24 protein-coding genes are annotated in these 25,537 nt (G+C 66.2%); 17 read left to right on the top strand and 7 right to left on the bottom strand.

Annotated features, from left to right (window positions below):
* Positions 1-113 precede the first annotated feature (113 nt).
* From ACN0WF_RS11735 to ACN0WF_RS11700, 8 genes are all read left to right on the top strand, one after another.
* Entirely contained in the window at positions 114-1,310 is a 1,197-nt protein-coding gene (locus ACN0WF_RS11735; protein ID WP_417773128.1) for a phosphoglycerate kinase, read from the top strand.
* A 107-nt stretch (positions 1,311-1,417) separates the two neighbouring features.
* Entirely contained in the window at positions 1,418-2,449 is a 1,032-nt protein-coding gene (locus tag ACN0WF_RS11730; protein ID WP_417773004.1) for a class I fructose-bisphosphate aldolase, read from the top strand.
* A gap of 153 nt (positions 2,450-2,602) precedes the next feature.
* Positions 2,603-3,307 (top strand): thiamine phosphate synthase, encoded by a 705-nt coding sequence (locus ACN0WF_RS11725; RefSeq protein WP_417773003.1) that lies wholly within the window; start codon positions 2,603-2,605, stop codon positions 3,305-3,307.
* Positions 3,307-4,629 carry a tetratricopeptide repeat protein gene (locus ACN0WF_RS11720; RefSeq protein WP_417773002.1) on the top strand — a complete coding sequence of 441 codons (1,323 nt, stop codon included), beginning with the start codon at positions 3,307-3,309 and terminating at the stop codon, positions 4,627-4,629. The genes ACN0WF_RS11725 and ACN0WF_RS11720 overlap by 1 nt, the downstream gene beginning before the upstream one ends.
* Positions 4,630-4,864: 235 nt before the next feature.
* Positions 4,865-5,428, top strand: coding sequence for an elongation factor P (gene efp / locus ACN0WF_RS11715; RefSeq protein WP_417773001.1), 564 nt, complete (start codon positions 4,865-4,867; stop codon positions 5,426-5,428).
* Between the two features lie 115 nt (positions 5,429-5,543).
* Positions 5,544-6,338 carry an inositol monophosphatase family protein gene (locus ACN0WF_RS11710; protein ID WP_417773000.1) on the top strand — a complete coding sequence of 265 codons (795 nt, stop codon included), beginning with the start codon at positions 5,544-5,546 and terminating at the stop codon, positions 6,336-6,338.
* 90 nt (positions 6,339-6,428) lie between these two features.
* Complete coding sequence (locus ACN0WF_RS11705; RefSeq protein ID WP_417772999.1) at positions 6,429-7,448, top strand: flagellar motor protein MotA; 1,020 nt, start codon at positions 6,429-6,431, stop codon at positions 7,446-7,448.
* Between the two features lie 27 nt (positions 7,449-7,475).
* Complete coding sequence (locus ACN0WF_RS11700) at positions 7,476-8,507, top strand: peptidoglycan -binding protein (RefSeq protein WP_417772998.1); 1,032 nt, start codon at positions 7,476-7,478, stop codon at positions 8,505-8,507.
* A gap of 96 nt (positions 8,508-8,603) precedes the next feature.
* Here ACN0WF_RS11700 and ACN0WF_RS11695 read toward each other — a convergent pair whose 3' ends face one another.
* Positions 8,604-9,335: a DUF1013 domain-containing protein gene (locus tag ACN0WF_RS11695; protein ID WP_417772997.1), complete on the bottom strand. Its 732-nt coding sequence runs from the start codon at positions 9,333-9,335 to the stop codon at positions 8,604-8,606.
* Positions 9,336-9,473: 138 nt separating this feature from the next.
* Positions 9,474-10,487, bottom strand: coding sequence for an NAD(P)H-quinone oxidoreductase (locus tag ACN0WF_RS11690; protein WP_417772996.1), 1,014 nt, complete (start codon positions 10,485-10,487; stop codon positions 9,474-9,476).
* Positions 10,488-10,648: 161 nt separating this feature from the next.
* Here ACN0WF_RS11690 and ACN0WF_RS11685 point away from each other — a divergent pair, with 161 nt between their 5' ends.
* Positions 10,649-10,840 carry a DUF1192 family protein gene (locus ACN0WF_RS11685; RefSeq protein ID WP_417772995.1) on the top strand — a complete coding sequence of 64 codons (192 nt, stop codon included), beginning with the start codon at positions 10,649-10,651 and terminating at the stop codon, positions 10,838-10,840.
* 432 nt (positions 10,841-11,272) lie between these two features.
* Positions 11,273-11,806, top strand: coding sequence for a DUF1465 family protein (locus ACN0WF_RS11680; protein WP_417772994.1), 534 nt, complete (start codon positions 11,273-11,275; stop codon positions 11,804-11,806).
* Positions 11,807-12,045: 239 nt separating this feature from the next.
* Here the strand turns inward: ACN0WF_RS11680 and rpmE are convergent, their stop codons facing one another.
* Positions 12,046-12,270, bottom strand: a complete 225-nt coding sequence (gene rpmE / locus ACN0WF_RS11675; RefSeq protein ID WP_417772993.1) for a 50S ribosomal protein L31 — start codon at positions 12,268-12,270, stop codon at positions 12,046-12,048.
* A 444-nt stretch (positions 12,271-12,714) separates the two neighbouring features.
* Here rpmE and ACN0WF_RS11670 point away from each other — a divergent pair, with 444 nt between their 5' ends.
* The gene (locus ACN0WF_RS11670; protein ID WP_417772992.1) at positions 12,715-14,541 is read left to right on the top strand and encodes an ABC transporter transmembrane domain-containing protein; all 1,827 of its coding nucleotides are present in this window, start codon (positions 12,715-12,717) and stop codon (positions 14,539-14,541) included.
* A gap of 99 nt (positions 14,542-14,640) precedes the next feature.
* Here ACN0WF_RS11670 and ACN0WF_RS11665 read toward each other — a convergent pair whose 3' ends face one another.
* Both ACN0WF_RS11665 and ACN0WF_RS11660 read right to left on the bottom strand, forming a co-directional pair.
* On the bottom strand, positions 14,641-15,432 hold the full coding sequence (locus ACN0WF_RS11665) for an SDR family NAD(P)-dependent oxidoreductase (protein WP_417772991.1): 792 nt from the start codon (positions 15,430-15,432) through the stop codon (positions 14,641-14,643).
* Positions 15,433-15,554: 122 nt separating this feature from the next.
* Positions 15,555-17,468 (bottom strand): propionyl-CoA synthetase, encoded by a 1,914-nt coding sequence (locus ACN0WF_RS11660; protein ID WP_417772990.1) that lies wholly within the window; start codon positions 17,466-17,468, stop codon positions 15,555-15,557.
* Between the two features lie 318 nt (positions 17,469-17,786).
* Between ACN0WF_RS11660 and ACN0WF_RS11655 the strand changes: the two genes are divergently transcribed.
* Complete coding sequence (locus tag ACN0WF_RS11655) at positions 17,787-18,521, top strand: sulfite exporter TauE/SafE family protein (protein ID WP_417772989.1); 735 nt, start codon at positions 17,787-17,789, stop codon at positions 18,519-18,521.
* 119 nt (positions 18,522-18,640) lie between these two features.
* Positions 18,641-20,278 (top strand): acyl-CoA synthetase, encoded by a 1,638-nt coding sequence (locus ACN0WF_RS11650; protein WP_417772988.1) that lies wholly within the window; start codon positions 18,641-18,643, stop codon positions 20,276-20,278.
* A 109-nt stretch (positions 20,279-20,387) separates the two neighbouring features.
* On the opposite strand, the gene ACN0WF_RS11645 is transcribed toward ACN0WF_RS11650, so the two are convergent.
* On the bottom strand, positions 20,388-20,567 hold the full coding sequence (locus ACN0WF_RS11645) for a YdcH family protein (protein WP_417772987.1): 180 nt from the start codon (positions 20,565-20,567) through the stop codon (positions 20,388-20,390).
* A 322-nt stretch (positions 20,568-20,889) separates the two neighbouring features.
* Between ACN0WF_RS11645 and ACN0WF_RS11640 the strand changes: the two genes are divergently transcribed.
* The 3 genes from ACN0WF_RS11640 (at position 20,890) to ACN0WF_RS11630 (ending at position 22,857) form a co-directional block, all read left to right on the top strand.
* Entirely contained in the window at positions 20,890-21,099 is a 210-nt protein-coding gene (locus tag ACN0WF_RS11640) for a YdcH family protein (RefSeq protein WP_417772986.1), read from the top strand.
* A 144-nt stretch (positions 21,100-21,243) separates the two neighbouring features.
* Positions 21,244-21,741: a 5-(carboxyamino)imidazole ribonucleotide mutase gene (purE, locus tag ACN0WF_RS11635; RefSeq protein WP_417772985.1), complete on the top strand. Its 498-nt coding sequence runs from the start codon at positions 21,244-21,246 to the stop codon at positions 21,739-21,741.
* A 12-nt stretch (positions 21,742-21,753) separates the two neighbouring features.
* Positions 21,754-22,857, top strand: coding sequence for a 5-(carboxyamino)imidazole ribonucleotide synthase (locus tag ACN0WF_RS11630; RefSeq protein ID WP_417772984.1), 1,104 nt, complete (start codon positions 21,754-21,756; stop codon positions 22,855-22,857).
* Positions 22,858-22,932: 75 nt separating this feature from the next.
* Here the strand turns inward: ACN0WF_RS11630 and ACN0WF_RS11625 are convergent, their stop codons facing one another.
* On the bottom strand, positions 22,933-24,363 hold the full coding sequence (locus ACN0WF_RS11625; protein ID WP_417772983.1) for an MATE family efflux transporter: 1,431 nt from the start codon (positions 24,361-24,363) through the stop codon (positions 22,933-22,935).
* A gap of 428 nt (positions 24,364-24,791) precedes the next feature.
* On the opposite strand from ACN0WF_RS11625, the gene rpsU reads away from it, so the two are divergent.
* Complete coding sequence (gene rpsU, locus ACN0WF_RS11620) at positions 24,792-25,019, top strand: 30S ribosomal protein S21 (RefSeq protein ID WP_029059436.1); 228 nt, start codon at positions 24,792-24,794, stop codon at positions 25,017-25,019.
* The last annotated feature ends 518 nt before the right edge of the window (positions 25,020-25,537 follow it).

Below are 25,537 nucleotides of genomic sequence, written 5' to 3'. Positions count from 1 at the left end.
CCAGGACGCGCAAACCGCTCCGCCGGGCCGCAGCCATGCCCGCGCGAACCGGTTTTCGCGCACACAATCCAGAATTCCTGCGACACAAAACGCATCCAGCATCCGGAGAGCGACTGATGAGATTCAAGACCCTCGACGATCTCGACGGCCTCGCCGGCAAGCGCGTGCTGGTGCGCGTCGACCTGAACGTCCCCATGGACGGCAACCGCGTGACCGACACCACCCGCATCGACCGGGTGCTGCCGACGATCCGCGAATTGTCCGAAAAAGGCGGCCGCGTCGTGCTTCTCGCCCATTTCGGCCGCCCCAAGGGCATGGCCGTTCCCGAGATGAGCCTTGCCCCGGTCGCCGCCGCGCTGACCGATCTGCTCGGCCGCCCGGTCGCCTTCGCCACCGACTGCATCGGTGAAACCGCAAGGGCCGTGGTCGACGGGCTCGCTGACGGCGACGTGGCGCTGCTGGAAAACACCCGCTTCCACGCCGGCGAGGAGAAGAACGATGCGGCCTTCGCCGACGCGCTGGCCGTGCTTGGCGATCTCTATGTCAACGATGCCTTTTCCGCCGCGCACCGCGCCCATGCCTCCACCGAGGGGCTTGCCCGACGGCTGCCAGCCTATGCCGGCCGCACCATGCAGGCCGAGCTTGAGGCGCTTGCCGCCGCCCTGACGACCCCGGTGCGCCCGGTTCTGGCCGTCGTCGGTGGCGCCAAGGTTTCCAGCAAGATCGAGCTGCTCGACAATCTGGTGAGAAAGGTGGACATGCTCGTCATCGGCGGCGGCATGGCCAACACCTTCCTCGCCGCCCAGGGCAAGGACGTCGGCAAGTCGCTGTGCGAGCATGACCTCGCCGACACCGCCAGGAAGATCATGGAGAGCGCACGCGACGCCGGCTGCGAGATCGTGCTGCCCGTCGATGCCGTCGTTGCCCGGGAGTTCAAGGCAAACGCCGACAACGAGACCGTCTCCATCGATGCGGTTCCCGCCGATGCGATGATCCTCGACGTCGGCCCGGCCTCCATCGAGACCGTGAAGGCGGCCATCGACAAGGCGAGGACGCTGGTCTGGAACGGCCCGCTCGGTGCCTTCGAGATCGCCCCCTTCGACGCCGCGACCGTTGCCGCCGCCCGCCATGCGGCCGCACGCAGCAAGGACGGCCTGCTGACCAGCGTCGCCGGTGGCGGCGACACGGTCGCAGCCCTCAATCATGCGGGAGCGGCCGAGGGCTTTTCCTATGTTTCAACCGCCGGCGGTGCCTTCCTCGAGTGGCTCGAGGGCAAGGAACTGCCAGGCGTCACGGCGCTTGCCGGTTAACATTGTCTTAAAGACGCAGAGCAAGCGGCTTGTGAACCGCCGCGCTCTTGATAATAAGACCCCGCGCAAAGGGCGCGGCAATGCACAAGGGAAGAAGGACGAGCCTTATGAGTGAGCGTCTCGAGGATATCGCCCAGGCCATGGTGGCCACCGGACAGGGCATTCTGGCAGCGGACGAAAGCACCGGCACGATCGGCAAGCGTTTCGACCAGATCAACGTCGAAAACACCGAGGACAACCGCCGCGCCTATCGCGAGATGCTGTTCTCCAGCACCGAAGCGATGACCGACTGCATCTCCGGCGTCATTCTCTTCGACGAGACGCTGCGCCAGAAGGCAGCCGACGGCACGCCCTTCGTGGAGATGATCCGCAAGGCCGGTGCTGTTCCCGGCATCAAGGTCGACAAGGGCGCCAAGCCGCTGGCCGGCTTCCCGGGCGAGACCGTGACCGAGGGCCTCGACGGGCTGCGCGAGCGCCTTGCCGAGTATTACGAGCTCGGCGCTCGCTTCGCCAAGTGGCGCGGTGTCATCGACATCAACGAGGAAGACGGCCTGCCGTCGAGCACCTGCATCCAGACCAACGCTCATGCGCTGGCCCGCTATGCGGCGCTCTGCCAGGAAGCCGGCATCGTGCCGATCGTCGAGCCGGAAGTCCTGATGGACGGCCCCTCCGCGTCGCATGACATCGAGACCTGCTACGAAGTCACCGAGTGGACGCTCAACACGGTCTTTGCCGAGCTGTTCCAGATGGACGTGCTGCTCGAAGGCATGATCCTCAAGCCGAACATGATCGTGCCGGGCAAGAACGCCGCCTTCCAGGCTTCGGCCGAGGAAGTGGCCGAACTGACCGTGCGCTGCCTGAAGGCAACCGTGCCGGCCGCCGTGCCGGGCATCGCCTTCCTCTCCGGCGGCCAGTCGGACGTGGAGGCGAGCGAGCATCTGCATCTGATGAACGCCGGCGCGACCCTGCCGTGGAAGCTCACCTTCTCCTACGGCCGCGCGCTGCAGCAGTCGGCGCTGAAGGCCTGGAGCGGCAAGGACGCCAACATCCCGGCCGCGCAGGCCGCCTTCCTCCACCGCGCGAAGATGAACGGCCTGGCCGCGCGTGGCGAATGGAGCAAGGACCTGGAGAAGGCCTGAGCCTTCCCATGCCGCAATGCCGCTTCGCCGGACCTTCGGGTCCGGCGCAGAGCACCTTGGTCTGACATCTCGCCACGCGGCAGTCCTGCCGCGTGGCGATTTCGCGTTGACGGGACCGCCCTTTCCGTCAAGCTTTCGCCGTGATCGGCGACCATGCCATATCCACGGTCTCCCGCCTTCGGGCAGGCGACCCTCGAACAGGAAAGACGCCGCATCGTGCATCCGCGCCTCTATCTGATTTCGCCGACGACGCTCGACCCGGACAGCTTTCCCGACCGGCTCGCCGAGGCGCTGACCGGCGGCGACGTCGCTTGCCTGATGCTCGTCAACACGGGCCTCGACGACGGTACCTTCCAGAAGCTGGCCGAGCGCGTCGTGCCGATGGCCCAGGCGGCCGGAGCCGCCGTGGTGTTGCGCAACGACACGCGCACCGCCGGCCGGGCGCGCGCCGACGGCGTGCATATCGACACCGGCGGCGAGGACCTGGAGCGGGCACTCGAGACGTTCCGCCCCAACGGCATCGTCGGGTCCGGCGAGGTCCGCACCCGCCATGACGCGATGACGCTGGCCGAGGTCGGCGTCGACTATGTGCTCTTCGGTCTGCTCGAGCTCGCCCCGGAACCGGATCCGCACGCCAAAACACTGAACTTCGCGGAGTGGTGGTCGAAGGTCTTCGAGACGCCCTGCGTCGCCCTGTGCGGCACCGATCTTTCCGGCGTCGAGACCTGCGCGGCGACGGGCGCCGACTTCGTCGCCCTGCGCGAGGCGGTCTGGGACCATGCGGACGGAGCAGCCGACGCGGTGCGCCAGGCAAACGACGTGCTTTCCCGCCACGACCTTCCCGAGGCAGCCGGCTGATGAGCGCCCCCCGTCGCGTCCTCCTGATCGCTCTCGCTCTGGCACCGGTGCTTGCCGCCGGTCTGCCCGTGCGCGCCGAGGACACGACGGCCGCGCCGGCCGCCACCGTTCAGGCCCCCTCTCCGGTGCCTGCGCCCTCTCCTGCCCCTGCCCCTGCCCCTGCATCCAACGAGCCGGCGCCCGCCGCGAAACCGGCGGCGACAGGCGCAGCCACGCCGGCAGCTACGGCCGGCGCTGCCGCGACCAAGGACGCACCCGCCGCCGGGACCGCAACAGAAGCCACGGCAAAGGATGAGGCCTCCACCCCCTTCACCGGCGCGCCGATCAGGCAGCCGACGCTGGAGAGCCTGATTCCAGGCCGACCCAAGGGCGCCTCCGGCAGGGGCGAGGAAAAGCAGGTCCTCTTGCCCCCGATCGCAACTACGCCACCCTTGCCGTTGCAGGCCGAGGGCGAGAGCGTCGACTTCGCCTATGGCGCTTTCCAGCGGGGCTGGTATCTCACCGCCCTCAGCCTTGCCACGCCGCGCGCCGAGGCCGGCGACACCGCCGCGCAGACCCTTCTCGGCGTTCTGTACGAGACCGGGCGCGGCCTGCCGCGCGACGCGGAAAAGGCGGCAAGCTGGTATTCGCTGGCCGCCTCGAACGGAAACCCGCAGGCGGCCCTGCGCTACGGACTGATGCTGCTCAACGGCATCGGCGTGCCGCAGGACGAAAAGGCGGCAGGCGACATGTTCCAGATCGCCGCCGACAAGGGCATCCCCGAGGCGATCTACAATCTCGCCGGCCTGTACCGCACCGGCGAGGGGCGTCCGTTCGATCCGGATAAGGCGCTGGTTTTGCTGAAGCAGGCGGCGGAACTCGACGACATGGACGCGCGCTTCCAGCTCGCCCAGTTCTATCTCGACGGCCCCGCCGACATCCGCAACGAGGCGCAGGCAGCCTTCTGGATGGGGCGTGCCGCCCGTCAGGGCCATGTCGGCGCACAGGTGCGCTACGGCATCCTGCGCTTCAACGGGCGCGGTGTCGCCCCGGACGAGGCGGAGGCCGCGGACTGGTTCGAGCGCGCCGCCAAGTCCGGCAACCCGGTCGCCATGAACCGGCTCGCCCGCGTCTACGCCTATGGCCGCGGCCGAACCGCGGACGCGCAGGCCGCCGCCGGGTGGCATCTGGCCGCGCGCGCCTCGGGCGTCTCCGACCTGGAGCTCGACGCGCTGCTCTCCGGCCTCACACAGGAGGAAATGGAAAAGGCCCGCACCTTCGCCCGAACCTACTCCCTGCCGGTCGACAAGCTCGCCGTCGACGAGGCCGCGACCACGCCCTGACCGACAGGCGCAACACCGCCCGAAACCGCGTTTTTGCTTGATCAGCGCCCGGAAGTGTGGTGCACAGGCGCGCACCGAACATCGTGCCGCAATTCGTCGCCCTCCCCGTTTTTCGGGAGTGGCCTGGAATCGCATGGCGCATTCCGGACGGGCCGGGCGCCGTCGCGTCACCGGACCGGAACCGGGTTTCGAACGACACCGCGTTTCAAAAGACACGACAGACGAGTCCGAAGTCATGAAAATCAACGGCAATGAAATCAAGCCCGGCAATGTCCTGCTGCACCAGGAAACGCTTTGGGCCGTCGTCAAGGTCGAACACGTCAAGCCCGGCAAGGGCGGCGCCTTCGCCCAGGTCGAGATGAAGAACCTCATCGACGGGCGCAAGCTGAACGAGCGTTTCCGCTCCGCCGACAAGGTCGAGCGCGTGCGTCTCGAGCAGAAGGACTTCCAGTACCTGTATCCGCAGGAAGACATGCTGGTGTTCATGAACACCGAGACCTATGAGCAGATCGAGCTTCAGTCCGAATTCGTCGGCGAGCGCGCTGCCTTCCTGCAGGACGGCATGATGGTCACGCTCGAAATGCATGACGAGCGCCCGATCGGCATCTCGCTGCCGCAGTATGTGACGCTGGAGATCACCGAGGCCGACGCCGTGGTCAAGGGCCAGACCCAGTCCTCGTCCTACAAGCCCGCCATCCTCGAGAATGGCGTGCGTGTCATGGTGCCGCCGTTCATCACCGCAGGTGAGCGCATCATCGTCGACACCGAACTCGTCGAATACGTCCGCCGCGCCGACTGACACCAGCCTCCGCTGGCGTGCACGCGCGGACGGCAACGTCACCCGTGCACGCCAGCTCTCCCGTTCCGGCCGCAGCCCGGCCCTCCGCCTCCCGCACTTCTTTCAGGTAAGCACAATGTCCCGCTCCGCTCTGCTCAACGTCATGGTCCAGGCTGCCCTCAAGGCCGGCCGCAGCCTCGCCCGCGATTTCGGCGAGGTGGAGAACCTGCAGGTGTCCAGGAAGGGGCCGAGCGACTTCGTCTCCGCCGCCGACATCGCCGCGGAGAAGATCGTGCGCGTGGAACTGCAGAAGGCGCGGCCCGAGTACGGCTTCCTGATGGAAGAGTCCGGCGAGATCCCCGGCAACGATCCCGATCATCGCTGGATCGTCGACCCGCTCGACGGCACCACCAACTTCCTGCATGGCATCCCGATCTTCAATGTCTCCATCGCGCTGGAGCGCGAGGGCATGATCGTCGCCGGTGTCATCTACAACCCGATCATGGATGAGCTCTACACGGCCGAGCGCGGCCGTGGCGCCTTCATGAACGACCGCCGCCTGCGCGTCGCGGCCCGCAAGTCGCTGCCCGATTGCGTCATCGGAACGGGCATCCCCTTCCTCGGCGTTGGCGATCACGCACGCTCGCTCAAGGAAATCCGCCACATCATGGGCGAAGTCGCCGGCCTGCGCCGCTGCGGTGCTGCCGCGCTCGACCTTGCCTGGGTCGCCTCCGGCCGCTTTGACGGCTTCTGGGAGCACGGCCTCAAGCCCTGGGACATGGCCGCCGGCATCCTCCTGGTGCGCGAGGCCGGCGGCTTCGTCAGCGACATCGAGGGCGGCAACGACATGTTCGGAACCAGCTCGATCGTGGCCGGCAACGAGCAGGTCCGCAACCAGCTCCAGGCGCTTCTCTCCAAGATCGGCGCCTGAGCCGCGAGGACTTCCGAGATTACGGGTTTCCAGCCCGGGAAAAATCACGCTATCAAGGGGCACGGTCGCAACAGGGAGAAGCAAGCCGACATGGCGCGCGCCTATGATCCGTATAGCCTGTCCAGCCCTTGGGTCTATCTGATCCGCATGGCGATCTTTCTGGCGGTGGTCGCGTTTCTCGCGCTCATCCTCTACCGCCAGATCGCATCCGCGTTCATGAGCAACCCGGGGCTCAACGGCCTGATCGTTGCGACCGGCGCGATCGGCATCCTGCTTGCCATTCGCCAGGTCATCCGGCTGGTGCCGGAGGTCAACTGGGTCAATGGCTTTCGCCTTGGCGACCCCGGGATCGAGGTTCGCCGTCCGCCGGTGCTGCTCGCCCCGATGGCGACACTTCTCGGCAACCGCGCCGGCGACACCATCCTGTCTCCCGCCACCACCCGCTCGATCCTCGATTCCATCGGCATGCGCCTCGACGAGGCGCGCGAGATCTCCCGCTACCTGACGGGCCTGCTCGTCTTCCTCGGTCTGCTCGGCACCTTCTGGGGCCTGCTGCAGACCGTCGGCTCGGTCAATGCCACCATCCAGAGCCTCGACGTGGGCTCGGGAGACGCCGGCGTCATCTTCGAGGACCTCAAGGCCGGGCTGGAGGCACCGCTCGCCGGCATGGGAACCGCCTTCTCGTCCTCGCTCTTCGGCCTCACCTTCTCCCTGATCCTCGGCTTTCTCGACCTGCAGGCGAGCCAGGCGCAGAACCGCTTCTACAACGAGCTCGAGGACTGGCTCTCGACACTGACCGACATCGAGCCGGAGGACGGTTCGGGCGCGGGCAGCAGCGGCTTCGTCGAACTTCGGATCGCCATCGACAACCTGCGCAACAGCATGGCCGAAAGCGGCAGTGGAGGTGGAGGCGGCGGCACCGGGCGCAACGCGGCGCTGGCCATGGCCAACCTCGCCGAGGGCATCCAGGGTCTTGTCCAGCATGTGCGCAGCGAGCAGCAGATGATGCGCGACTGGGCGGACGAACAGGCAGAGCAGCAGCGGCGCATCGAGCAACTCCTGCGCAGCATGTCCGGCGTCTTCGAGCGCATACGCGACGAGGGCCGCTGATGACGCCCCCCACCGGAGGCCGCTGACATGGCCGGCTCGCGGATGAGACGTCGCGAGACGCGCACCGACTACTGGCCGGGCTTCGTCGATGCCATGGCCTCGCTCCTGCTTGTCATCATCTTCCTGCTGTCGGTCTTCGTCATCGCCCAGTTCTTCCTCAGCCAGGAACTCTCGGGCCGCGACACGGTACTGAACCGGCTCAACGCGCAGATCAGCGAGCTGACCGAACTGCTTGCGCTCGAACGCGCCTCGGGCCGCGACCTGCAGGACACGATCGCAACCATGTCGGCCAATCTCGGGGCCGCGCAATCCGAGCGCGACCGGCTTCAGGGGCTGCTCGACAGCTCCTCAAGCGAGGCCGACCGCGCCGGCGGCGCGGCGGCGACGCTGGAAAGTCAGCTCGACGCGGAAAAGCGCGTGTCGCAGCGCGCCCTGTCGCAGGTGGAGCTGCTCAACCAGCAGATCTCTGCGCTGCGCCGGCAAATCGCGGCGCTGGAGGATGCACTCGAGGCATCCGAGACCCGCGACCGGGAGAGCCAGACCAAGATTGCGGATCTCGGCCGCCGGCTGAACGTGGCCCTGGCCCAGCGCGTGCAGGAACTCTCCCGCTACCGGTCGGATTTCTTTGGCCGGCTGCGCGAGATCCTCTCCCAGCGCTCCGACATTCGCGTCGTCGGCGACCGGTTCGTCTTCCAGTCAGAGGTGCTGTTCTCTTCCGGCGCCGACACGATCAACCCGGAGGGAGAGGAAGAGCTGAAGAAGCTCGCCGACGCAATCAAGGAACTCGCCGTCCAGATCCCGCCCGAAATCAACTGGGTGCTGCGGGTCGACGGACACACCGATTCGCGCCCGCTTTCCGGCACCGGGCGCTTTCGCAACAACTGGGAACTGTCCGCCGCCCGCGCCATCTCCGTCGTCCGTTACCTGATCGACCAGGGAGTTGATCCGAAACGTCTGGTCGCCGCCGGTTTCGGCGAGTATCAGCCGCTCGAGGATGGCGACAGCGACGAGGCATTCGCCCGCAACCGGCGCATCGAGCTGAAGCTCACCGAGCGCTGAAGCAAGCACCAGGCGGCGAACAGCCCGGCACAACAAAAAAGGGCGCCCGGATCGCCGGGCGGCCTTTTTGCGTTCGCGGATGGAAGAAGAGCGCGTTCAGCGCTCCTCCTCTTCCTCGTTCTCCTCGTCTGCCCGTCCCTTGAGGGAGTTGAGCTTGGCGAAAACGGCATCGGCGTCGATCTCTTCCTCTTCCGGCCGGGACGGCGCCGGACGGGCGAAGGCGGCAGCCATCGCATCCTCGGACGTGGTCTCGTCGGCGGGAAGCAGTGTCTCGGCGCCGGGATCGCCCTCGGGGCGCGGCGGCAGGTTCTTCGACGCCTTCTCGACTTCCATGTCCAGCTCGATCTGGCTGCACAGGCCAAGCGTCACCGGATCGCTGGGCGTCAGATTGTTGGAGTTCCAGTGCGTACGCTCGCGAATGGCGAGGATCGTCGGCTTGGTGGTGCCGACGAGACGCATGATCTGGGCGTCCTTGATCTCCGGATGGTTGCGCACCAGCCAGAGAATGGCGTTCGGGCGATCCTGGCGGCGTGACACCGGCGTATAGCGCGGTCCCTTGCGCTTGACCTCGGGAACGCGGGTGCGGCTTTCCTGCAGCTTCAGGCGATGCCCCGTATCGGCCTGCGCCTTCTCGATCTCGTCGCGGCTGAGCTGGCCGGACATCACCGGATCGAGGCCCTTGATGCCCTGCGCCGCCTCGCCATCGGCAATCGCCTTGACCTCGAGGGGGTGCAGTTTGCAGAAATCGGCAATCTGGACGAAACTGAGGGACGTGTTATCCACGAGCCACACGGCCGTCGCCTTGGGCATCAAGGGTGTGGTCGCCATGTGTAAAAGCCTCCTGTTCGCTCCACCGGGGTCCCGACAAGCGCAGGACACGGCAAAGACTAAAACTCTTCTCTAGCATAAGAGGGGAACTTCAGGCTTATACGCTTTCCGCTTCCCGAAATCAAACACGGATCACGCTCAGGAAGGCACCCTGAGCACGATCTTTCCGATGTGGCCGGAGCTTTCCATACGTCGGTGCGCACCCGCCGCGTCGGCCAGGTCGAAGGTCGAATCCATCACCGGGCCAAGCTTGCCCGAAGCGATCAGCGGCCAGACCTTCTCCCTCAACTGGCTGGCGATCGCCGCCTTGAACGCTGCATCTCGCGCGCGCAGCGTCGAGCCCGTGTGGATCAGCCGCTTGACCATCAGCTTGGAGAAATTCACCTCCTGCGAAGTGCCGTTGAGCGTCGCGATCTGGCAGATCCGCCCCTCGACGGCGGCCACCGCCCAGTTGCGCTCGACATAATCGCCACCAACCATGTCGAGGATCACGTGAACACCCTCCTTCGAGGTGATCGTCTGGATCTCCTCGACAAAATCCTGCGCGTTGTAGTCGATCACATGATCGGCACCAAGGTTGCGCGCGGCCTCCGCCTTCTCCGGCGAGCCGACCGTGGTGAAGACCTCCGCGCCGAAGGCCTTGGCGAGTTGGATCGCCGTCGTGCCGATACCCGACGTGCCACCGTGGACAAGGAAGCGCTCGCCAGCCTTCAGGCCGACCCGGTCGAACACGTTGCTCCACACGGTGAAGAAGGTTTCCGGGAGTGCGGCGGCCTGTTCCATCGACAATCCGTCGGGAACCGGCAGAACGCTGCCGGCCGGTGCGCACACATATTCCGCATAACCGCCGCCCGGCACCAGCGCGCAGACCTTCGCTCCGAGCGCAAGATGCGCCGCCTCGCCGAGACCGGGGCCGCGCCCGACGATCTCGCCGGCGACCTCAAGGCCCGGAATATCGGTGGCCCCGGGAGGGGGCGGATAGAGCCCCTTGCGCTGGATCACGTCGGGTCGATTGACGCCGGCACAGGCAATCCGGATCAGGACCTCGCCTTCGCCAGGGGCAGGCACCGGCCGCGTCTCGGCGGCGAGAACATCCGGTCCGCCGGGCGACTTGTAGCCGATCGCGGTCATCATCGAGGGGTGAGAAGCCATGAACAGTCCTCCGGAATCGTTTCACGGCCCCCGCTCCGGCGGGCGGCCGCCTGTTCGCATGCCCCCGGTTTACGCAAGTCCGCACGGCCTGACAATTGACGTCTGCCATCGAAGGCCTGCATCCTTGCCCCTCCCCTGATGTCCGGGAGCGGGAGGAACAGATGTTCGAGGACAACGAGGCGATGAAGGCAGCGGCCAGTGTCGCGAGGCTGGGCGAGGACCTGGCGCGCCTGTCCGTATCGGAACTCGAGGCGCGGATCGAAGCGCTCGGGCAGGAGATCACGCGCGTCGAACGCGAACTCGACGCGCGCGGCGGCGTGCGTGCCGCCGCAGACGCCCTGTTCCGGAAATAGACGGAAGGCGAACTCTTCAGGCAGGCTTCGAGCCCCGTATCTGCCCCTACGTAAAAGTTACTGCAATATATACACTTTTAACCATTTACTATTTATTAAGCTTTCCAAATCATAACAGTGGATATCCAGTCATCTGGATTTCGAGTGGCTCCTGTCCACTCTGTTTGACGCCTCCCTGTTAATGACTTCGAGCCGCGGCCTCCGCGGCTCTTTTTTTGCGTCGCCCGACAGTGTATCCCTTGGGGACGTGCCCAGGCTCCTTCCGTCCGGCCCTGGCACGATGCTTGCGATAGTGGTGCAAGACCCGCGCAATCGGTTCAAAACGGCACAAACAGACTGCCGACCCGTTTCGAGACGTCCCGAAAGGGGCGCGACGAACGGGACAAAGAGAACCGGCGCGGATGGGAAGGTGTTAACAGGAGACGCAGGCACATGACGGACCGGCACGCATCGCAGGCAGGCGGAACCATCGATTTCGCCGAGCGATTGGCAAATTCGGAGACTTTCTCCGCGCTCTTTCGCGACGGCATGGGCCTCGTCGAGGAAACGGCCTCTTATCTGGATGGCGACGGCCGTGCGGAATCCAAGTCCCTGCCGCGCGCGGCGTCGCTTGCCTATGCGACCGAATCCATGCGGCTGACCACCCGGCTCATGCAGATGGCCTCCTGGCTTCTGCTACAGCGCGCTGTCAACGAGGGCGAGATGTCGACCGAACAGGCCGGCAGCGAGAAGAACAAGGTGCGGCTGGACGGCGTGTCGCCGAGCCGCGACGGCAGCGGATGGGAAGAGCTTCCCGAAATGCTGAAGTCGCTGATCGAGCGCTCCGTGCGCCTGCAGGAGCGCATCGTCCATCTCGACAGGATGATCCAGGACAGCCGCCGCAAGGAAGCGGCCGCGGCCTCGCGCAATCCTGTCGCAGCCCAGCTTCACGCCCTCAACGCCGCCTTCGGCACTGTCGGCCACTAGCATCCGGCAGCCCCGCCCCACCCCGGCGACCGGGACGAGGCAGACGCCTGGCTCGACCACAAAGCCCAATTCGATGCGATGCCGTCCGTTCCTCAACGGGCGGCATTTTTCGTTACCGCCTCGCGTTCGGCTGCCGTCCCGGCCGCACCGGGCAGGCGCAAAAGAAAACCCCCGGCCGATGACCGGGGGTTTTCGTGTTCCATGCTGTGCCCGCGGCGTGCGGGCTGGCTGCCGCCGGCTCAGTTGCCGAGGAAGCCCGCGTACTTGCTCTTGAAGCGCGAGACGCGGCCGCCGCGGTCCATGAGCTGACGGTCACCGCCGGTCCAGGCCGGATGGGTGCGCGGATCGATGTCGAGCTGAAGCGACTCGCCCTCTGCACCGTAGGTGGAGCGGGTGACGAACTCGCTGCCGTCGGTCATGACCACCTTGATGGTGTGGTAGTCGGGATGAATGTCATTCTTCATCTTGTCGTCCCCGTGGCTACGGCGGACACCGGCCTGGGGAGGCGCGGCGCTTTCGTGTTGCTGACTGCCGTCTGCGGTGCCGTCATGCTCCGGACCCTCGCAATAGCGAAAGTGCGCATCCCGGATGGCGGTGGCGCAAACGATGGAAGACCGCGTGCCGCAGCGGGCACACGATCCGAAACCTTGCGCGCGAGCCTATAGCCCATCCGCTGCGCCAAGACAAGGGCCGCCGCGCATCCTGCGACAGCTTGCCGGGCGGAATGCGCGTCCTGCACCCCGCAGGACACGCATCGGTTTCTCCCCCGGCGGCCTTGCGCCGATTTGTCCTTCATGCCCCGGTTGGCCTTGGGCTGTCCAGCCGATATGGTCGCCCGACCACACTGCATTTGCAAACCGTGGCGCTTGGCCCGGTGAAGCGACCAGACAAGGAAGAGAACCACCCGCGTGTCCCGATACGGCTCCCCCTCCTCGCCCGACCGCCCCGGAAGGCGGGACCTGCGCCCGCTGGCGACCTTTCTGCCCTATCTGCGCAAGTACAAGGGGCGCGTCGCGCTCGCGCTGTTCGCACTGGTCGGCGCCTCCGCCACGACGCTGGTGCTGCCGATCGCGATCCGCAGGATGATCGACTTCGGCTTCGGCGCTGACGATCCCTCGCTGGTCAACAACTACTTCACGGTGCTCATCGCCGTTGCCGCGACGCTCGCCTCGTTCTCGGCGTTGCGCTATTATCTGGTCACCACGCTTGGCGAGCGCATCGTCGCGGACGTCCGTTCGGACGTCTTCTCGCATGTGGTCTTTCTCTCCCCCGGATATTTCGACAGCGCCAAGTCCGGCGAAATCATCTCCCGACTGACCGCAGACGCGACCCAGGTGAAATCCGCCGTCGGCGCCAGCGCCTCCATTGCCATGCGTAATCTGGTGATGTTCCTCGGCGCCGTGGCGATGATGGTGATTTCCAGTCCGCGCCTGTCTCTCTTCGTGCTCGCCGCGATCCCGGTGATCGTGCTGCCGCTGATCGCCTTCGGCCGCTCGGTGCGCCGCCGCTCGCGCCATGCCCAGGACACGCTCGCCGACGCCTCCGCCTATGCCACGGAGACCATCGGCGCGGTGCGCACGGTGCAGGCCTTCACCAACGAGCGTCACGCGGGCGAGCGTTTCGCCGGCTCCGTCGAGGAGGCCTTCGGAGCGGCGCGCAGCGCCATCCTGTCACGCGCCATCCTGACGGCCTTCGCCATCTTCGTCATCGCCTCCAGCGTCGTCACCGTGCTGTGGGTCGGCGCGAGCGACGTCTTCGCCGGACGCATCTCGGCCGGAGAGCTTGGCCAGTTCCTGCTCTACTCGATCTTCGCCGCCGGCGCGCTCGGCGAGCTCAGCCAGGTGTGGGGCGAAATCTCGCTGGCGGCCGGCGCGGCCGAACGCCTGTCGGAGCTGCTGCGGATCCGCCCCGAGATTTCCGCCCCGCCAAAGCCGGCGGAACTTCCCGAGCGCGCCCGCGGCGAAATCGCCTTCGAGGGTGTACGCTTCGACTATGGACGCGGCGCTTCCCTGCCGGTGCTCAACGGCATCGACCTTACCGTCGCCCCCGGGGAGACGGTCGCCGTCGTCGGTCCATCGGGCGCAGGCAAATCGACCCTCTTCCACCTGCTGATGCGCTTTTACGATCCGACCGACGGCAGCATTCGCCTCGACGGCCTCGACCTAAAGGCGCTGGATCCGCTTGCCCTGCGCCGGCAGATCGCGCTGGTGCCGCAGGACACGACGATCTTCGGCACGACGATTGCCGACAACATCGCTTTCGGCCGACCGGGCGCCGACCGCCAGGACATCGAGGCGGCTGCGCGGCTTGCCTCTGCCGACGGTTTCATCCAGGCGATGGAACACGGCTACGACACGCTCGTCGGTGAACGCGGCGTGACGCTTTCCGGCGGCCAGCGCCAGCGCATCGCCATTGCCCGCGCCATCCTCAAGGATGCGCCGGTGCTGCTCCTCGACGAGGCGACTAGCGCCCTTGACGCGGAGAACGAGACGCTGGTGCAGGAAGCCCTGGAGCGCCTGATGCGCGGCCGCACGACGCTGGTCATCGCCCACCGCCTTGCCACGGTGCTCAAGTCGGACCGCATCTTGGTGATGGACGCAGGGCGCATCGTCGAGACCGGGCGCCATGCGGAGCTCGTCGCCGCCGGCGGCCTCTACGCCAAACTCGCCAAGCTCCAGTTCGAGACGGGCGCGCAGGCGTTCGACCGGGCTCGCGACGACGCAGCGGCCGAATAGCACCACACCCTCGCCCCGCGATGGCTCATCGGAAATGCAAAAAGGCCGGGCGATTGCCCGGCCTTTGTTCTGCTCAAAACAACAAACAGTTCGCCAGGCTCAGTCGTCGTCGGCGACCGGAACCGTGTAGTTGAGCGGCAGCCGGCCGCCATCGGCATAGATCGTCTGGCCGGTGACATAGCTCGCATCATCCGAGGCAAGGAAGGCGGCGACGCCGGCGATCTCGGAAGGGTTGCCCACCCGGCCGAGTGGCGTGCGCGACAGCACCCGGTGGCGCGCGGCCTTGTCCGAGTTCACCGAAGCGAGCATCTCGGTCATGATCGAGCCCGGCCCGATGGCGTTGACCCGAATGCCGTGAGGCGCAAGCGACAGAGCGGAAACTTTGGTGAGCTGGTTCAGCCCGCCCTTGGAGACCGAATAGGGCACCTGGTTGGCGATGGCGAAGACCGCGTTCACCGACGACATGTTGATGATCGAGCCGGGCTTGCCGCCTGCCTTCACCCTATCGACCATATGGCGGCCGACAGCCTGGGTGCACAGGAACGCGCCCTTGAGGTTGACGCCGAGCACCCGGTCGAAATCGGCCTCGTCCAACTCCAGCAGTTCGCCACCGGCGACGATGCCGGCATTGTTCACGAGGATGTCGATATCCCCGAACGTGTCGAGCGTCGCGGCGACCAGATTGCGCACATCGAGCTTCTCGGCGACGTTGCAGTGGACGTAATGCGCCTCACCTTGCGCCTTCAGCTCGGCCAGGGCCTCCTCGCCGCGCTGATCGTCGACATCCGCGATGACGACCTTCGCGCCATCGGCGACAAAGCGCCGTGCGATGGCAAGCCCGATACCGCCGGCAGCGCCGGTCACGATGGCTACCTTGTTTTCCAGGGACACTGGGATCCTCATGCGTCTTTAACAAAGGGATCTGGCCCGGCGCGCGGGTGACGCGCACCGGATCATTGCGGCGACCATAGGCCGAGCGGACCGCCCTTGTCGATGGGGCCCGCCCCTGCGTTTCAGCCCCCCACGACGATGCCCCGGTCGCGCAGCGCCTCCTCGATCTCCTCCAGAATGGCCGGATCGTCGATGGTCGCTGGCATCCGGACCTCGGTCCCGTCGGCGATCTGGCGCATGGTGGCGCGCAGGATCTTGCCGGAGCGGGTCTTGGGCAGCCGTTCGACGGTGAGCGCCAGCTTGAAGGCGGCGACCGGACCGATGCGCTCGCGCACCAGACGCACGAGTTCGACCTCGATCTCTCCGTGCGAACGCTCGACGCCAGCCTTCAGCACCACGAAGCCGCACGGCGCCTGCCCCTTCAGCGCGTCGGCGATGCCGACGACGGCACACTCGGCAACATCGGGATGGCTCGCCAGAACCTCTTCCATCGCCCCGGTGGACAGGCGGTGGCCGGCGACATTGATGATGTCGTCGGTGCGCGACATGATGAAGAGATAGCCATCCTCGTCCATGACCCCGGCGTCGGCCGTCTTGTAGAAGCCGGGGAACTCGGCGAGATAGCTGTCGTGGAAGCGCTGCGGCGCATGCCACAGCGTCGGCAGGCAGCCCGGCGGCAACGGCAGCTTGACGACCACATTGCCAAGCGCGCCGGCCGGCAGCGGATGGCCGGCGTCGTCCAGGATGTGCACGTCGTATCCCGGCATCGGCACTGTCGGAGATCCGTATTTGACCGGCAGCATCCCGAGCCCGACCGGATTGCCGGCAATGGCCCAGCCGGTTTCCGTCTGCCACCAGTGATCGACGACCGGCACACCGAGCTTTTCCTCCGCCCAGACGATGGTGTCCGGATCGGCGCGCTCCCCGGCGAGAAACAGCGTGCGGAACGAGGAAAGATCATAGTCACCGATCAGCTTGCCGGACGGGTCTTCCTTCTTGATCGCCCGGAAGGCCGTTGGCGCGGTGAAGAGCGCCACGACATTGTGCTCGCTGACCACCCGCCAGAAAACACCGGCGTCCGGCGTGCCCACCGGCTTGCCCTCGAAGACGACCGTGGTCGCCCCTTGAAGCAGCGGCGCATAGAGAATGTAGGAATGCCCGACGACCCAGCCGACATCCGAGGCGGTCCAGAACACCTCTCCCGGCTCGACGCCATAGAGGTTCGTCATCGACCACTTGAGCGCGACCATATGGCCGCCGTTGTCGCGCACGACGCCCTTCGGCTGACCGGTGGTGCCGGACGTGTAGAGGATATAGAGCGGGTCGGTCGCCTTCACCGGAACGCAGGCGACCTCGCGCCCCTGCGCGAGCGCAGCCTCCATCAGCGTCCCCATGTCGCGGTCGCGGGCCTCGGCCAGTTCAGCCTGGGCCTCCGCGCGCTGGAACACAAAGCAGCCCTCGGGCTTGTGCGCGGCAAGACGGATCGCCTCGTCGAGAAGCGGCTTGTAGGCGACGATCCGGCCAGGCTCGATGCCGCAGGAGGCGGCGACGATGGCCTTCGGCCTGGCGTCGTCGATGCGGGTGGCCAGCTCGTTGGCGGCAAAACCGCCGAACACCACGGAATGAACCGCGCCCAGCCGCGCGCAGGCGAGCTTCGTCATCAGCGCCTCCGGGATCATCGGCATGTAGACAATGACCCGGTCGCCCTTCTCGACGCCGTGATCGGCAAGCACCGAGGCGATCGCATTCACCCGGTCAAGCGTCTCCTGATAGCTGTAAACCGCTTTTCGGCCGGTGATCGGGCTGTCGTAGATGATCGCCGGCTGACCCGGACGGCCCCGCTCCACATGCCGGTCGAGGCAATTGTAGCAGGTGTTGCACTCCGCCCCGGCGAACCACTGGCCGTAGCTGCCAAGCTCGGGATCGAAGACCTTGTCCCAGGGCTTGAACCAGTCGATCTCGGCGGCGGCTCCGGCCCAGAAGCCCTCCGGATCGCGCTGCCATGCCTGATAGATCTCGTGATAGCGGCTGGCCATCGTCATCATCCTCCCTGCCGGATTGTCGCCGGCGCCTTCGTCTCCCGGCCGGCCCGCGAACCGGCCCGCCCTCGTGTCGTCCGATATCCCGCCACCCGCCCACGGGCGGGCGCCCCTCCGGCAGCCGACGGTTCCTGTTGTGCCAAGAGGAGCCTCGCAAAGGCAAGCCTTGCCCGCTCAGACGTTCGGCGATAGGGAGATTTGCTTAGCAACGACAGCCGGGCTTAGGATGGCGCCGGCAAATCGCCCTCCTCCCAGCGGCACGCCGCCCATCCGGACACAGCCTTCGTGCACCCGATCTCAGATCCGACATTCTACATGACCGCCATTCCGGCGGTCCTGCTCGTGGGGCTCGCCAAGGGCGGGTTCGGCGGACCGCTGTCCCTGCTCGGCGTACCGCTGATGAGCCTCTTCATTCCTCCGGTGCAGGCGGCCGGCATCATGCTGCCGATCCTCGTCGTCATGGACTGGTCGGGGCTCATTGCCTACTGGCGCAACTTCGACAAGGAGAGCCTCAGGATCCTGCTGCCGGGCGCCCTGATCGGCATCACGGTCGGCTATTTCACGGCCGCCGTGGTCAGCGACGCGCATGTGCGCCTGCTCGTCGGCATCGTCGCCGTGCTGTTCGCGCTCAACGCCTTCGTCGGTCGCGCGCGCGCGCGCGAGCCGCGCCCGCATCGCCCGTGGGTCGGGCGCTTCTGGGGCATGGTGTCGGGCTTCACCAGCTTCGTCAGCCACACCGGTGGCCCGCCCTACCAGATCTACATGCTGCCGCTACGGCTGGACCCGGTGCGCCTGGCCGGCACCTCCGTCGTGTTCTTCACCACCATGAATGCGATCAAGCTCATTCCCTATGCCGCGCTCGGCCAGTTCGATGCGGAGAACCTCGCCACCTCGGCCGTGCTGCTGCCGCTTGCCCCGCTCGCGACGCTGGCCGGCGTCTGGCTGGTGAAGCGGGTGAACGCCGCCCTGTTTTACCGGATCACCTACGCGGCGGTCGGCATCATCGGCTGCAAGCTGCTGTGGGACGGGATCGTCGGCATCCTCGCCTGACGGTGCAAACCACACCAGCCAATGGTACCGGTTGAAAGTGCGGTGCTTTTGCGGCTTTGTTGACCTGCAAGGAAAAGACGAAGCCGGGGCGACAGGACACCGGCAGCGAGGGACACCACATGGCCGCAACCGGCAATCCGTACACGCGCGATCTCGACAAATGCCTGGCGAATCACACGCCGCTTTCGCCTCTCAGCTTCCTGGCGCGCGCCGCAGACATCTTTCCCCAGCAGGTCGCCATCGTCCACGGACGCCAGCGCCGCACCTACGCTGAGTTCTACGAGCGCGCGCGCAAGCTCGCCTCGGCCCTGGCCCGCCAGGGCATCGGCAAGAACGACACGGTGACGGCCATGCTCTCCAACACCCCTCCGATGCTCGAGGCGCACTATGGCGTGCCGATGACCGGGGCGGTGCTGCATTCGCTCAACACGCGCCTCGATGCGGCGGTCATCGCCTTCCAGCTCGACCATGCCGAGACGAAGCTCATCATCACCGACCGGGAATTCGCGCCGGTCATGAAGGAAGCCCTGGCGCTTGCCACGGTGAAGCCGGTCGTCATCGACTATGACGACCTGGAATTCCCGCAAACGGGAGAGAAACTCGGCAGCCGCGACTACGAGGAGTTCGTCGCCTCGGGTGACGCGGACTTCGCCTGGTCGCTGCCCGAGGACGAGTGGGACGCGATCTCGCTCAACTACACCTCCGGCACCACCGGCAACCCGAAGGGCGTCGTCTACCATCATCGCGGCGCCTACCTGCTGGCCCAGGCGAACATCCTTACCGCCGCGATGGGGCGCCACCCGGTGTACCTGTGGACGCTGCCGATGTTCCACTGCAACGGCTGGTGCTTCCCCTGGTCGATCTCGGTTGTGGCGGGCACCCATGTCTGCCTGCGCTGGGTTCGTCCGAAACCGATCTGGGACCTGATCGCGGAGGAAGGCGTCACCCATCTGTGCGGCGCGCCCGTTGTCATGTCGACGCTGCTCAACGCGCCCGAGTCCGACAAGCGAGACCTCGAGGGCCGGGCGGTGGACTTCTTCACCGCTGCCGCCCCGCCTCCTGAATCCGTGCTCGCCGCGATGCGCGAGGCGGGCTTCAACGTCACGCATCTCTACGGCCTCACCGAGGTCTACGGCCCGGCCGTCGTCAACGAATGGAAGGGCGAATGGAACCAGCGCCCCGCGGCCGAGCAGGCCGCGCTGAAGGCCCGCCAGGGTGTGCGCTACGTGGCCCTCGAAGGCCTGAGTGTGCGCGATCCGCTGACGATGGAGCCAGTGCCCGCCGACGGCGAGACGCTCGGCGAGGTCATGTTCCGCGGCAACGTGGTGATGAAGGGCTATCTGAAGAACCCGGACGCGACGGCGGAGGCCTTCGCCGGCGGCTGGTTCCACTCCGGCGACCTCGGCGTGTTGCACGAGGACGGCTACATCCAGCTCAAGGACCGCTCCAAGGACATCATCATTTCCGGAGGCGAGAACATTTCCTCCATCGAGGTGGAGGAAGCGCTGTTCAGGCACCCGGACGTGCTCGGGGCCGCCGTTGTCGCCAAACCCGACGAGAAGTGGGGCGAGACGCCTTGCGCCTTCGTCGAGCTTCGGCAGGATGCCAGCGTGAGCGCGGAGGAACTCATCGCCTTCTGCCGCACGCATCTGGCCAGCTACAAGGTGCCCCGCACCGTCGTCTTCACCGAACTGCCGAAGACCTCCACCGGCAAGATCCAGAAGTTCGTGCTGCGCGAAATGGCCCGCTCCGTCTGACCCGGAAAGTCACCGTCCCACAGAGACAAAAGCCGCGGCTATGCCGCGGCTTCTGGTCTTCTGGGCCTTCATCGGGGGGAAGAAGGCCAACTGTCGTCAAGGCGTGACTTCAGTGAATTGTCGCGGAGGAGTTGATCCTCGCGATCTCGTCCTTGAGCTGTAGTTTACGACGCTTGAGCGAGGCTATCTCGAGTGAATCCGAACTCGGGTGGCGCATCGCTTCCTCAAGCTTGCGCTCGAGGTCGGAGTGACGCTTCTGCAGTTCGACGAGATGCGACTGAAGGGACATTTATTCCTCCTTGTCTTCGCGTTGACGACAGGAGTGTGACACAGGAAAACGAGGCTGTCGAACGGTTCAGGTCGCCGTTCGAAGGCTGCGTTAGCCAATTCTTTCCGTAGAGGCAAAAACGCGAGACATCGCGTGCGGCGCGGCATTCCCCTACCTTTCGCGCCGTCCTCGCGCTATCCTCCAACTCAGGACGGGCCGTGGCGCGACATCATGGCGCAGAGAACTCTCCGGCATTGCCGCGCCTGCGGCAGGATGTGGTGCCCGGTGACCCGTCATGGCATATTTGGCGCACGGCGTATGGAGTGGCGGCATGGATGCGACGATGAGCAGCGAGCTCGATGACAAGGTGGTGCGTATCGAGCTGGCGAAGCTCAGACAGGAGCACCGGGATCTCGATATGGCGATCGACGCCATGACACAGACCGGCCGCTCTGACGCATTGCAACTTCAGCGGCTGAAGAAGAAGAAGCTCTGCATCAAGGATCGCATCACGACCCTTGAGGACAGGCTCCTGCCCGACATCATCGCCTGAAAACGTCATCCCCGGCTTTCAGAGCGCACACGGGGTACCCGCCGCGCATCGCGGCCGCGCTTCGCCCTTGCGTGCGGGCGCGTGCTGCCTATAGTGCGGAGCCTTCCTGAGGGCCCGAGGGGCCACGACATCCAAGGGGTGGGCATGACAGACAAGACGCCGCAGGTCGCCATCATCATGGGGAGCCAGTCCGACTGGCCGACGATGAAGCATGCGGCCGAGACGCTCGACGCGCTCGGCGTTTCCCACGACGCCCGCATCGTCTCCGCCCACCGCACCCCTGAGCGACTGTTCGACTTTGCCCGCACGGCACGGGACGCCGGGTTCAAGGTGGTGATCGCCGGCGCTGGCGGCGCCGCGCACCTACCGGGCATGGCCGCCTCGATGACCCCGCTTCCGGTATTCGGCGTGCCGATCGAATCCCGCGCCCTCAAGGGACAGGACAGCCTCCTCTCCATCGTCCAGATGCCAGCCGGCATTCCGGTCGGCACTCTGGCCATCGGCCGCGCGGGCGCGGTCAATGCGGCCTTGCTGGCGGCATCCGTCCTTGCCCTCACCGACGCCGGCCTCGCCGCGCGGCTCGACGACTGGCGCGCCCGCCAGCGCGATGCCGTCGCCGAACGACCCGTCGACGAAGACTGACCGGAACCCACGATGAGCGATTCTCTCGACACCCGCCGGCTCGTGCCCGGCGACACGATCGGTATTCTAGGCGGCGGCCAGCTCGGTCGCATGCTGGCGCTTGCCGCCGCTCCACTCGGTCTGAAGACGCATGTCTATTGCCCTGACCCGGAAAGCCCGGCCTTCGACGTGGCCACGACCTATACGATCGCCGGCTACGACGACACCGCGGCGCTGGAGCTCTTCGCGTCATCGGTCGATGTGGTGACCTACGAATTCGAGAACGTGCCCGGCCCCACCGCAGCCCATCTGGCTGCACGGGTGGCCGTGCGCCCGGGCCCCCGCCCGCTTGCCGTCTCGCAGGACCGGCTTCACGAAAAGACCTTCTTGCGCGAGGCCGGCATCCCGGTCGCCGGTTTCATTGCCATCGACGAGGCCGCCGCCGTGGCTCCCGCGCTCGAAAAGCTTGGTGGCAAGGGCATCCTCAAGACGCGGCGCATGGGCTACGACGGCAAGGGCCAAACCCTCCTGCGCACCCCCCAGGACGCCGCCGGCGCATTCGAGCGGATCGGCCGGGCACCTGCGATCCTGGAGACCTTCGTCCCGTTCGAGCGCGAGGTATCGGTGATCGCGGCCCGTGGCATGGACGGCACCCTGCGCGCCTATGACGTGGCGGAGAACATTCACCGCGACCATATTCTCAAGACCTCGACCGTGCCGGCGCAGATCGATGGTGGGCTTGCCGCCGAGGCGCGCGGGCTTGCCGAGGCGGTCTGCGACAAGCTCGACTACGTTGGCGTCATCGGCGTCGAGCTCTTCGTGCTCCCGCAGGGAAGCGCTCAGCGCATCCTCGTCAACGAGATCGCCCCGCGCGTGCACAACTCCGGTCACTGGACTGAGGCCGCATGCCATGTCTCGCAGTTCGAACAGCACATGCGCGCCGTTGCCGGGCTGCCGCTCGGCAGTGCCGAACGGCATTCGGACGTCGTGATGGAAAACCTGATCGGTGACGAGGTCGACGGCTGGGCCGGAATCCTGGCCGAGCCGGATGCCTGCCTGCACCTCTACGGCAAGGCCGAGACCCGCCCGGGCCGCAAGATGGGCCACGTCAACCGGCTGCGCCCGCTGCGCGCCTGACGGCAACCGCACCCTGAACACAAAAAAGGCCGGCGATGATGCGCCGGCCTTTTTCATGTCGCGGCACGCCCGCCGCTAGATGAGACCGTAGCGTTCGCGCTGCGCGAAACGCCAGATCGAGACGACGGCGACAAGGGCCAGCCCGCTCGCAAGACCGGCCCAGATGCCAAGTCCGCCGAAATCGAGCGTGAAGCCCAGCACATAGGCAAGCGTGAAACCGACGCCCCAATACCCGATGACGGCGATCACCATCGGAACCTTGGTGTCGGAAAGCCCACGCAAGATGTTGCCGGCAACCACCTGCGCTCCGTCGAAGATCTGGAACAGCGCGGCCATGAACACGAAGCTGATGCCGATTGTCAGCACCTGCATGGCGTCGGGATTTCTCAGATCGAGGAACAACCGCACGAAGGGTTCCGGCATGACCCACAGCATGATGGCGCAAACGCCCATGAACGCACCCGAAACGGCAAGCGCCGTCCAGCCTGCCCGCCCGACAGCGCCCAGGTCGCGCCGTCCCGCGGCAAGCCCGATGCGGATCATCGCCGCCTGGCCAAGGCCGAGCGGAACCATGAAGGTGATCGAGGCAAGCTGCAGGGCGATGCCATGGGCGGCAAGCTGGATCGTGCCGATCCACCCCATCATCACCGAAGAAGCGGAAAAGAGCGCAACTTCCATCAGCAGCGTCACGGCGATGGGCCAGCCGAGCCGGACGATCTCGGCCAGCTTCGGCCAGTCCGAGCGCCAGATGCGGCCGAAAATGGCATAGCGGCGAAGCTGGCGGTCACGCGCCGACCAGACGACAAGCAGCAGGAAGGTCACCGTAGCCGTTCCCACGGAGGCGATGCCCGCACCGATGAGTTCCAGGCGCGGCATGCCGAAATGGCCGAAGATCAGGCAATAATCGAAGATCGCATTGGCGATCGCGCCGGCGATAGTCGCCCAGAGCACCACCTGCGCCTTCTCCATCACCGAGATGAAACTGCGCAGCGCCATGGTCATCAACGAGGGCATAAAGCCGAAGAGCATCACCTGCATATATTGGCCCGACAGCGCGGCAACGTCCGGCGCCTGACCCAACGCCAGCAGCAGGTCCTCCGTGAACCAGAGAAGCACCATCACCGGCAGCGAGTAGATCGCCACGAACCAGAAGCCCATGCGCACGGCACGGCGCAGATCGCGCGGCCGCTTCTGGCCCCGGGCCCGCGCCGCGAGCGGAATGACCGCCTGCAGCACGCCAATACCAAAGAGCCAGACCACGATGTAGAGATTGAACGCGAGCACAGCGGCGGCAAGCTCGGTCGCCCCGAGCCAGCCGATCATCAGGACGTCGGTGGTGTTGACGGCAATCTGCGCGACCTGTGCCCCGGCCATGGGCAAGCCGAGCGACAGCGTCGGGCGAAGCTCGCAGCGCCAGTACTCAGACCAGTTCCGCGGACTGCCGCCCGGTTCCGGCTGGCCGGGCGAGCCGCCGCCAAAGGTGGATTGCGACGGTGCATCCGCCATGTCATCAACTCCGAGAAATGGCCGTCGCGAAGCGCAAACTCGCGCGCCGCCGGCCGCCCGGACCCGACTGCGATCCGTTGGTGTCTGGTATCCCCGCCAACTGCATATGTCCACCCGCGAGGCTGGCGGGTGGAAGGGCGCGTTCCCCGCGCTTTGCCCGCCCCCTGCTGGCGACAATGAAGCCCGCAAGCGCGCGAAAAGCGGCAATTTCGCCACTCATGGCGGTGGACAAGCCGGAACTCCTCTGCTAACTAACCCACCTGATTAGCGACGTGAAAGCGGCGCCGCCGGCATCATGTGCAACGGCTGCCCCTTACGGATGGTGGTCTGTTTCGACTTCGTCCGGTTTCGCTTCCGAATCACACTGAACGAGATCCAGCGCCGGATGCCTTGCAGCATCTCGTGCAAACTTGATGGGAAAGAAACGCGTGCAGGTTCTGGTCCGCGACAACAATGTCGATCAAGCGCTCAAGGCGCTGAAGAAGAAAATGCAGCGCGAAGGCATCTTTCGCGAGATGAAGCTTCGCGGCCACTACGAGAAGCCTTCCGAAAAGAAGGCTCGCGAGAAGGCCGAGGCCGTGCGCCGCGCTCGCAAGCTGGCGCGTAAGCGCGCCCAGCGCGAAGGTCTGCTGCCGAGCAAGGCTCCCCGCCGCTAATCGCCTTTCTGCGCTGCCTGCACGGGCGGCGCGGTGATGCGGGGGTTGCCTCAAGCGTTTCCAGGACAAGGTGCGACCACGCCATGTCCGTTCTCAGGGACGGAACTTGGCAGTGTTTGCGCAGCGGGCTACCTCGGTGGCACGTGTTCTCGCGAACGTGGCCAGGGCTGCGGCGGAATACGTCACAGGCCTACCGGTCAGTCGGTGCCGATATCCCGTCTCGCGTGCCGACGCGAGCCATACGGGCGGCTCGCCGCAACATGATACGTTTCAGACGGGCCAATCCGCTACGCGGTTGGTCCGTTTGCGTTTGTGGCGTTGCAACGGCGCGCCCTGCGTACTGTCGGGTTTCGGCCCGAATCGGTCATTATGCGTGTTCAGGATGGGTGGCAGCGACGAACGGCTTTCGCCCGGCATGTGATGACGGCAAACGGGCAAGGCACGGCTGATCTTCGTGCGACAGGAGCCAAGGGGCAGGAGCGGCAATGCGGAAAGCGACAGCGCGGGCTGATTTTTTC

It is taken from the genome of Stappia sp. (assembly GCF_048268045.1).
GTDB lineage: Bacteria > Pseudomonadota > Alphaproteobacteria > Rhizobiales > Stappiaceae > Stappia.
The sequence above is the reverse complement of the archived record's forward strand: the minus strand, read 5'-3'. Positions and strand labels throughout refer to the sequence as shown.

Excerpts from the sequence above, each read along its gene's own strand:
- ACN0WF_RS11730 (WP_417773004.1), top strand. The coding sequence starts at position 1,418 with ATGAGTGAGCGTCTCGAGGATATCGCCCAGGCCATGGTGGCCACCGGA.
- ACN0WF_RS11725 (WP_417773003.1), top strand. The coding sequence starts at position 2,603 with ATGCCATATCCACGGTCTCCCGCCTTCGGGCAGGCGACCCTCGAACAG.
- ACN0WF_RS11720 (WP_417773002.1), top strand. The coding sequence starts at position 3,307 with ATGAGCGCCCCCCGTCGCGTCCTCCTGATCGCTCTCGCTCTGGCACCG.
- efp (WP_417773001.1), top strand. The coding sequence starts at position 4,865 with ATGAAAATCAACGGCAATGAAATCAAGCCCGGCAATGTCCTGCTGCAC.
- ACN0WF_RS11710 (WP_417773000.1), top strand. The coding sequence starts at position 5,544 with ATGTCCCGCTCCGCTCTGCTCAACGTCATGGTCCAGGCTGCCCTCAAG.
- ACN0WF_RS11705 (WP_417772999.1), top strand. The coding sequence starts at position 6,429 with ATGGCGCGCGCCTATGATCCGTATAGCCTGTCCAGCCCTTGGGTCTAT.
- ACN0WF_RS11700 (WP_417772998.1), top strand. The coding sequence starts at position 7,476 with ATGGCCGGCTCGCGGATGAGACGTCGCGAGACGCGCACCGACTACTGG.
- ACN0WF_RS11695 (WP_417772997.1), bottom strand. The coding sequence starts at position 9,335 with ATGGCGACCACACCCTTGATGCCCAAGGCGACGGCCGTGTGGCTCGTG.
- ACN0WF_RS11690 (WP_417772996.1), bottom strand. The coding sequence starts at position 10,487 with ATGGCTTCTCACCCCTCGATGATGACCGCGATCGGCTACAAGTCGCCC.
- ACN0WF_RS11685 (WP_417772995.1), top strand. The coding sequence starts at position 10,649 with ATGTTCGAGGACAACGAGGCGATGAAGGCAGCGGCCAGTGTCGCGAGG.
- ACN0WF_RS11680 (WP_417772994.1), top strand. The coding sequence starts at position 11,273 with ATGACGGACCGGCACGCATCGCAGGCAGGCGGAACCATCGATTTCGCC.
- rpmE (WP_417772993.1), bottom strand. The coding sequence starts at position 12,270 with ATGAAGAATGACATTCATCCCGACTACCACACCATCAAGGTGGTCATG.
- ACN0WF_RS11660 (WP_417772990.1), bottom strand. The coding sequence starts at position 17,468 with ATGGCCAGCCGCTATCACGAGATCTATCAGGCATGGCAGCGCGATCCG.
- ACN0WF_RS11655 (WP_417772989.1), top strand. The coding sequence starts at position 17,787 with ATGACCGCCATTCCGGCGGTCCTGCTCGTGGGGCTCGCCAAGGGCGGG.
- ACN0WF_RS11650 (WP_417772988.1), top strand. The coding sequence starts at position 18,641 with ATGGCCGCAACCGGCAATCCGTACACGCGCGATCTCGACAAATGCCTG.
- ACN0WF_RS11645 (WP_417772987.1), bottom strand. The coding sequence starts at position 20,567 with ATGTCCCTTCAGTCGCATCTCGTCGAACTGCAGAAGCGTCACTCCGAC.
- ACN0WF_RS11640 (WP_417772986.1), top strand. The coding sequence starts at position 20,890 with ATGAGCAGCGAGCTCGATGACAAGGTGGTGCGTATCGAGCTGGCGAAG.
- purE (WP_417772985.1), top strand. The coding sequence starts at position 21,244 with ATGACAGACAAGACGCCGCAGGTCGCCATCATCATGGGGAGCCAGTCC.
- ACN0WF_RS11630 (WP_417772984.1), top strand. The coding sequence starts at position 21,754 with ATGAGCGATTCTCTCGACACCCGCCGGCTCGTGCCCGGCGACACGATC.
- ACN0WF_RS11625 (WP_417772983.1), bottom strand. The coding sequence starts at position 24,363 with ATGGCGGATGCACCGTCGCAATCCACCTTTGGCGGCGGCTCGCCCGGC.